This is a genomic window from Oceaniglobus roseus, from assembly GCF_002869745.1.
Classification (GTDB): domain Bacteria; phylum Pseudomonadota; class Alphaproteobacteria; order Rhodobacterales; family Rhodobacteraceae; genus Oceaniglobus; species Oceaniglobus roseus.
Genome location: NZ_PNOS01000073.1, coordinates 1 through 5,864, shown reverse-complemented (window position 1 = coordinate 5,864; position 5,864 = coordinate 1). Strand labels below are relative to the sequence as shown.

The window sequence follows — 5,864 nt, the reverse complement described above, 5'->3', positions numbered from 1 at the left end:
GACTACGGCAGCGACTGGTCGCTCGGCGACACGCTCCAGGCGGTGCGGGCGCATCGCAAGGTCGCGCCGCTGGACACGCCCGGCGCGGCGGACCTGACCGCCCATGTCGCCTTCGCCCCCCTCGCCGCCGCGGCAGCGCCCGCCCTGGCGGCGGGGCCGGTGCCGCAGGGCGTGTTCCTCGACCGCCTCGGGATCGCGCAGCGCGCGCGCACGCTCGCCCAGCGCGATCCCGAGGGCGCGGTTTCCGCCCATCGGCGGTTGACCCACCCCGACGAAATGGGACAGTTGTTCAAGGTGCTGGCGCTTTACGGCACGGACGGACCCGCACCACCGGGAATCTTGCCATGACCCTCGAAGTCATCACGGCCGACCTGCTTGACCCGCTGACCCACGGCTTCTTCACCCGCAAGGGTGGTGCGTCCTCCGGCGTCTTCGCCGGGCTGAACTGCGGCCGCGGCTCGAGCGACCAGTCCGAGATCGTGGACATCAACCGCGCCCGTGCCGCCGCCGCGATGAAGGTCGCGCCCGAGCTGCTGCTGACGGTGAACCAGGTCCATTCCCCCGACGTCGTCCATGTCACTGGCCCGCTGACCGGCACCCTGCCCCGCGCCGACGCCATGGTGACGGCGACGCCGGGCGTCGCCATCGCGGTGCTGACCGCCGATTGCCAGCCGGTGCTCTTCGCCGATGCCGCGCGCGGCGTGATCGGGGCCGCCCATGCAGGCTGGAAGGGCGCGCTGTCGGGCGTGCTGGAGGCGACCGTGGCGGCGATGGAGGGGCTCGGCGCCCGGCGCGAGGGCATCGTGGCCGTCATCGGCCCCACGATCAGCCAGCGCGCCTACGAGGTGGGGCCCGAGTTCTTCGACAGCTTCACCGCCGAGGATCCCGACCACTCGCGGTTCTTCGCGAACGGCAAGGGCGACCGGCTGCACTTCGACCTGCCGGGATTCGGCCTCGCCCGGCTGCGCGACACGGGCATCGCCGAGGCCCAGTGGACCCGCCACTGCACCTATTCCGACCCTACCCGATTCTTCTCCTACCGCCGCTCCGTTCACCAGCAGGAAGCGGATTACGGTCGTCTGATTTCGGCCATTCGCCTCTAGGTTGCTACCGCCCGATTTGACGCGGCGTCACGCCCGAAATCACCGCCCTCTGACCCAGATCGCGCCACGCCTCCGCCCCAATCCGACGCGATACAAAGTGCATCGGATGCAGAACGCCGCGGGTCGCAACAGGCCCGGCGCACAGAGAGCAAGGAACAGGAAAATGGCCACACGTCGCTGGTTGAAGAGCGCCCTGAACGAAGCCAAGAAGCCGCAGCCGAAGCTGCCTTGGCAGCAGCGCAAGGCAGCCTCCGTCCTGTCCAACCTGACCGCGGCACTGCCCGCGAAAGCGGCCGCGTCCGCCTGAGCCGGGCCGCCGAGGCCCAGCATCGACGCGCCTTCATTAAAGGCGCCGAGACGACCCCGATCCTCCCGCGCCGGCAGAGCGCACGAGCAGAAAATACCAACGGATCCGGAAACTTTCGCGGCTTGGCCGCGTGACTTCGAAAAAAAGACGTCCTGTGCGAAATCGGTGGGGGCCGAAGCGGGGCGGCCCGAATTGGAAAGTCTGCCCATGTCCTATCCTCGCCACACGCTGCCCGGCGCCGCGCCGCGCCCGACGACGCAGTGGACGGTACGCCACCGCCATGCCCACAAGCCGCAGCAGGTCGCCCGGCCGACCCGCGCCGTCAACATCCAGTGGCTCGACGGATCGGGCAACGTGCAGGAGGCCGCGCGCCTGGCGCCCGCCATTCCGCTGGTCGAGGAGATGTTCACCGCCTTCGCCCGCGGTTCAATCCTGCCGACGCCGCAGGGACCGGTGGCGATCGAGGATCTGATGGTCGGCGACACGGTCGAGACCTGCACAGGCCCCGCCACTCTGGCCTGGATCGGCCGCATGACCCTGCTGCCCGGCGGCAGCGACGAACGCAGCCCGTCCCGCCTGTTCCGCATCGCCGCCGATACCTTCGGTCTGGGCCGTCCGATGCCCGACCTGATGCTGGGCGTCGGGGGCCGTGTGCTGAACCGCTCGGGCCAGGCCCATGCCAGCCACGGGGCCTCCGCGCTCCTGCAGTCGGTCTCGACGCTGGTGGACGGCGAAAACGTGATCCAGCTGCGCCCGGTGTCCCCGGTGACGCTGTTCCACATCGGCTTCGAGGACCACCGCACGCTGCTGGCCAACGGGGTCGAGGTGGAAAGCATGCACCCCGGTCCGCTGAGCCAGAACCGGATCGACCCCGCGCAGCTGGCGCAGCTCCTCGCGCTGCTGCCCCATGTCTCGCAGTTCTCCGAGCTGGGCCGCCTCGCCTTCCCGCGCGAGGAGGCGTCGGCCAGCTTCGCCTGACATCCCGGCGCGTGACGCGGGTTTGCAACAAGGTTGCACCCTGCGCTTTTTGCCGTCCGGCTGCTTTTCTTGGCGGGATCCTGCTCATATAGTCCCGCAAAATCCGCGAAGGCGGGCTATATCTGGGGCAAGGGCGGTCGCGTGGCGCATATTATCGTTGTCGGAAACGAAAAGGGCGGGTCCGGGAAATCCACGACCTCGATGCATGTGGCGACGGCGCTGGTGCGCATGGGCCACAGGGTCGGCGGGCTGGATCTGGACCTGAGGCAGAAAAGCTTCGCCCGCTACGTCGAGAACCGTCGCAGCTACCTGTCCCGCAAGGGGCTGGACCTGCCATCGCCCGATTACCGGGACCTGCCCGACATCGACCAAGCGGCGCTGGAGCCGGGCGAGAACGTGTACGACCGCCGCCTGTCCGCCGCCGTCTCGGCGCTGGAGGCGACCAGCGACTTCATCCTGATCGACTGTCCGGGCAGCCACACGCGGCTGTCCCAGGTCGCCCATTCGCTTGCCGACACGCTGATCTCGCCGCTGAATGACAGCTTCGTGGATTTCGACCTGCTGGCCCGCGTCGACCCCGAGACGAACAAGGTGCTGGGCCCTTCGGTCTATTCCGAGATGGTCTGGAACGCCCGCCAGCTGCGTGCGCAGGCGGGTCTGAAACCGATCGACTGGATCGTGGTCCGGAACCGCCTCGGCGCCCAGCAGATGCACAACAAGAAGAAGATGGGCGAGGCGCTGAAGCACCTGTCCAAGCGCATCGGCTTCCGCGTCGCCCCCGGCTTTTCCGAGCGGGTGATCTTCCGCGAACTGTTCCCGCGGGGCCTGACCCTGCTCGACCTCAAGGACATCGGCGTCGGCAACCTGAACCTCAGCAACGTCGCCGCGCGGCAGGAGCTGCGCGACCTGATCCGCGAACTTCGCCTGCCCGGCGTCACGCCGAACTTCTGAGCCGCCCCCTCAGCGCCGGAACAGCGCCGCCACCCGGCGGTCGCCAGCGCCATGGTGCGGCGCATCCGTCGAGGCGGCCCCGGCGGCGGCGTTCAGGTCGGGCTGCGGCGCCAGCGGGGCGAGGCTGCGGCGGCCCTTGTCCGTCTTCGGCTCAACCGGACGGCCGGGGCGCGGATGGCTCTGGGCCGCCGCCGCCTCGTCCGCCTCGATCCGCGCCTGCCGTCCGCGATACCACGACCGCACCACCCCGAGGGCCACGAAGAGCGCGCCGAGCAGCAGCAGCACCCGCTGCGTCCGTGGCGGGCCGTCGAGCGCCTCGAGCGCGGCGACACGCCCGTTCATGAAGGGCGCGACGGCAAGGGCCGGGCCGCTCAGGGGACGGCCGGTGTCGGCCAGAAAGGTTTCGACCTCGGCGTTCATCGCGCCGGACCAGCCGGCAGTGCCGTTGAGGGTCAGGATCGGACCGAACGGACCGACCTCGTCGTAGGGCGGCAACACCTGCGTCGGGTCCAGGACCTCGACCGGACGCACCGGCATCGGCCAATAGGCATAGCCGAGCACGGTCGGCGGCGTCCCGGCGATATCCGACTCGGCCCCGACGGCGAGGAGCGGGAAGGCGACCGCGCGCATCCGGACGCGGCCCGCGGCATAGCTCACCAGCATCGGCAGCGCGGCATCGACCTGGGCCGTCACCGACACCTCGCCGATTTCGCTCAGGTCGGTCTCGGGCCGGAAATCCTCGATCAGGACCGAGGGTGGCGGCCCGTTGCGCAGGGCGATCCGGCGGCTCGCCGCGTTCTGCGCCTCGAAATAGACCGCGACCAGCGCGAACAGAAGCGCCAGCCCCGCGACGATGTAGAACAGGCGGGGATCCCGGACATCGGGCATTCGTGGGACGGCACGCATCGGTCTGCTCCGCATGATGTGTTCCCGCATTGCCCCATGTCCGCGGCAGCAATGCGGCAATTCTCTGGTCGGATCAGGCCGTCGCGGGAAGGACCGCCGAATTCGGCGGGAAATCGCGCGAGGGGCAGGCCGGAAGCTGCCGTTTCCGTTTGACAGGCCAGTCCCGCTTGAGTATCCCGCCCGCATGTGAATGGCGTGGTAGCTCAGCTGGTTAGAGCACAGCACTCATAATGCTGGGGTCGGCGGTTCAAGTCCGCCCCACGCTACCACATACCCCCCTCCCTGCGTCAGCCGTCTGCCGGTCCAATCCCGGCCGCGTTCGAGCTTCGTGGAACAGGCGCAAAAGCCGGCAGCGCGGCCGCATCAAGTTCGACACGCGCACCGCCTCGCCGCGAAGACGGCACCGCTACGCCGCCCCTTGCCCTTTGTTTCCCGACGCGCGCCGCGGCTCCCCGCGGCGACTCACTCCGCGCCGCGCAGCACCCGTGCGGGCCGCGCCGCCAGCGGCCGCCAGGCGAAGCCGAGCCCGGCCAGCAGCGTCAGCAGCACCCCGCCCGCCACGATCAGCAGGGCCGAGACCGGCTCGAACCGGAACGACGTCTCCATCACGAACCGGCTGACGCCCCACCCGGCCAGTCCCCCGGCCACGATCGCCACGATCCCCGCCGCCGCGCCCAGCATCGCCGAGCGCAGCGCGAAGCTGGCCAGGATCGTCCGCCGCTCGGCGCCGAGCGTCTTCAGCACCGCCGCCTCGTAGGTGCGCGCCCGCTCGCCCGCCGCCGCCGCGCCGATCAGCACCACCGCCCCGGTGATCAGCGTGGCGAGCGCGCCATAGGTGATCGCCGCCGCGATGCCGCCCAGCACCACCGTCACCCGGTCGATGGCGTCGCGCACCCGGATCGCGGTGATGTTCGGATAGGCGGTGGCGATGTCGCGCAGGATGCCGGCCTCCGACTCGGGCGTGGCGTAGATGGTCGAGATGAAGGTGTGCGGCGCCCCCCGCAGCGCCGCCGGGTCCATCGTCATCACGAAGCCGATCCCGGCGGTCGAGAAATCCACCGCGCGGAAGCTGGTGATCTCGGCCGTGATGTCGCGGCCCAGCACGTTGACGGTGATCGTGTCGCCCAGCTTCAGCCCGATCTCGTCGGCCTCCTCCTGCGCGAAACTCACCTGCGGCGGCCCGTCGTAATCCTTCGGCCACCACTCTCCCGCCGTCACCTTCGTGTCGGGCGGCGGCTCGGCGGCATAGGTCAGACCGCGGTCGCCCCGGACCACCCAGTGATCGCCCGCGACCTCCATCGCGTCGCGGCCGTTGATCTTCGTGATCACGCCCCGCATCATCGGCGCGCTGCGCACCTTGCTGACGCCCGGGGTCTCGGCCAGCCGCTGCCGGAAGCCGTCGATCTGGTCGGGCTGGATGTCGACCATGAAATAGGCCGGCGCCACGTCCGGCAGGTCCCGCGCGATGGCATTCCTCAGGTTGGAATCGATCTGCCCCACCGCCGCCAGCACCGTCAGCCCCAGCCCCAGCGACAGCACCACCGAGGCCGCCTCGCCCCCCGGCCCGCCGACCGAGCCGAGCGCGAGGCGCAGGGCCGAGTGGCCATGCAGCGCCCGGC

General features: G+C 70.2%; 7 protein-coding genes and 1 tRNA gene. 6 read left to right on the top strand and 2 right to left on the bottom strand.

The window, feature by feature from the left end:
• The 5 genes from A7B20_RS20905 to A7B20_RS20885 all read left to right on the top strand — a co-directional run.
• The coding region (locus A7B20_RS20905) for an SAM-dependent methyltransferase (protein ID WP_172961079.1) at positions 1-348 on the top strand (348 nt) is incomplete at its 5' end.
• Positions 345-1,103, top strand: a complete 759-nt coding sequence (gene pgeF / locus A7B20_RS20900) for a peptidoglycan editing factor PgeF (protein ID WP_102110514.1) — start codon at positions 345-347, stop codon at positions 1,101-1,103. The genes A7B20_RS20905 and pgeF, both read left to right, overlap by 4 nt.
• A 163-nt stretch (positions 1,104-1,266) precedes the next feature.
• Positions 1,267-1,410, top strand: coding sequence for a hypothetical protein (locus A7B20_RS21395; RefSeq protein ID WP_157937752.1), 144 nt, complete (start codon positions 1,267-1,269; stop codon positions 1,408-1,410).
• Positions 1,411-1,617: 207 nt separating this feature from the next.
• Positions 1,618-2,388, top strand: a complete 771-nt coding sequence (locus tag A7B20_RS20890; RefSeq protein WP_102110512.1) for a Hint domain-containing protein — start codon at positions 1,618-1,620, stop codon at positions 2,386-2,388.
• 141 nt (positions 2,389-2,529) lie between these two features.
• Positions 2,530-3,339, top strand: a complete 810-nt coding sequence (locus tag A7B20_RS20885) for a division plane positioning ATPase MipZ (RefSeq protein ID WP_102110511.1) — start codon at positions 2,530-2,532, stop codon at positions 3,337-3,339.
• Positions 3,340-3,348: 9 nt separating this feature from the next.
• On the opposite strand, the gene A7B20_RS20880 is transcribed toward A7B20_RS20885, so the two are convergent.
• Complete coding sequence (locus tag A7B20_RS20880) at positions 3,349-4,245, bottom strand: hypothetical protein (protein WP_172961078.1); 897 nt, start codon at positions 4,243-4,245, stop codon at positions 3,349-3,351.
• Between the two features lie 192 nt (positions 4,246-4,437).
• Between A7B20_RS20880 and A7B20_RS20875 the strand changes: the two genes are divergently transcribed.
• Positions 4,438-4,514: transfer RNA gene (locus tag A7B20_RS20875), tRNA-Met, on the top strand.
• Between the two features lie 193 nt (positions 4,515-4,707).
• Here A7B20_RS20875 and A7B20_RS20870 read toward each other — a convergent pair.
• The coding region (locus A7B20_RS20870) for an ABC transporter permease (protein WP_157937751.1) at positions 4,708-5,864 on the bottom strand (1,157 nt) is incomplete at its 5' end.

Coding starts and splice junctions, on each gene's coding strand:
- A7B20_RS20890 (WP_102110512.1), top strand. CDS start 1,618: ATGTCCTATCCTCGCCACACGCTGCCCGGCGCCGCGCCGCGCCCGACG.
- A7B20_RS21395 (WP_157937752.1), top strand. CDS start 1,267: ATGGCCACACGTCGCTGGTTGAAGAGCGCCCTGAACGAAGCCAAGAAG.
- pgeF (WP_102110514.1), top strand. CDS start 345: ATGACCCTCGAAGTCATCACGGCCGACCTGCTTGACCCGCTGACCCAC.
- A7B20_RS20880 (WP_172961078.1), bottom strand. CDS start 4,245: ATGCGTGCCGTCCCACGAATGCCCGATGTCCGGGATCCCCGCCTGTTC.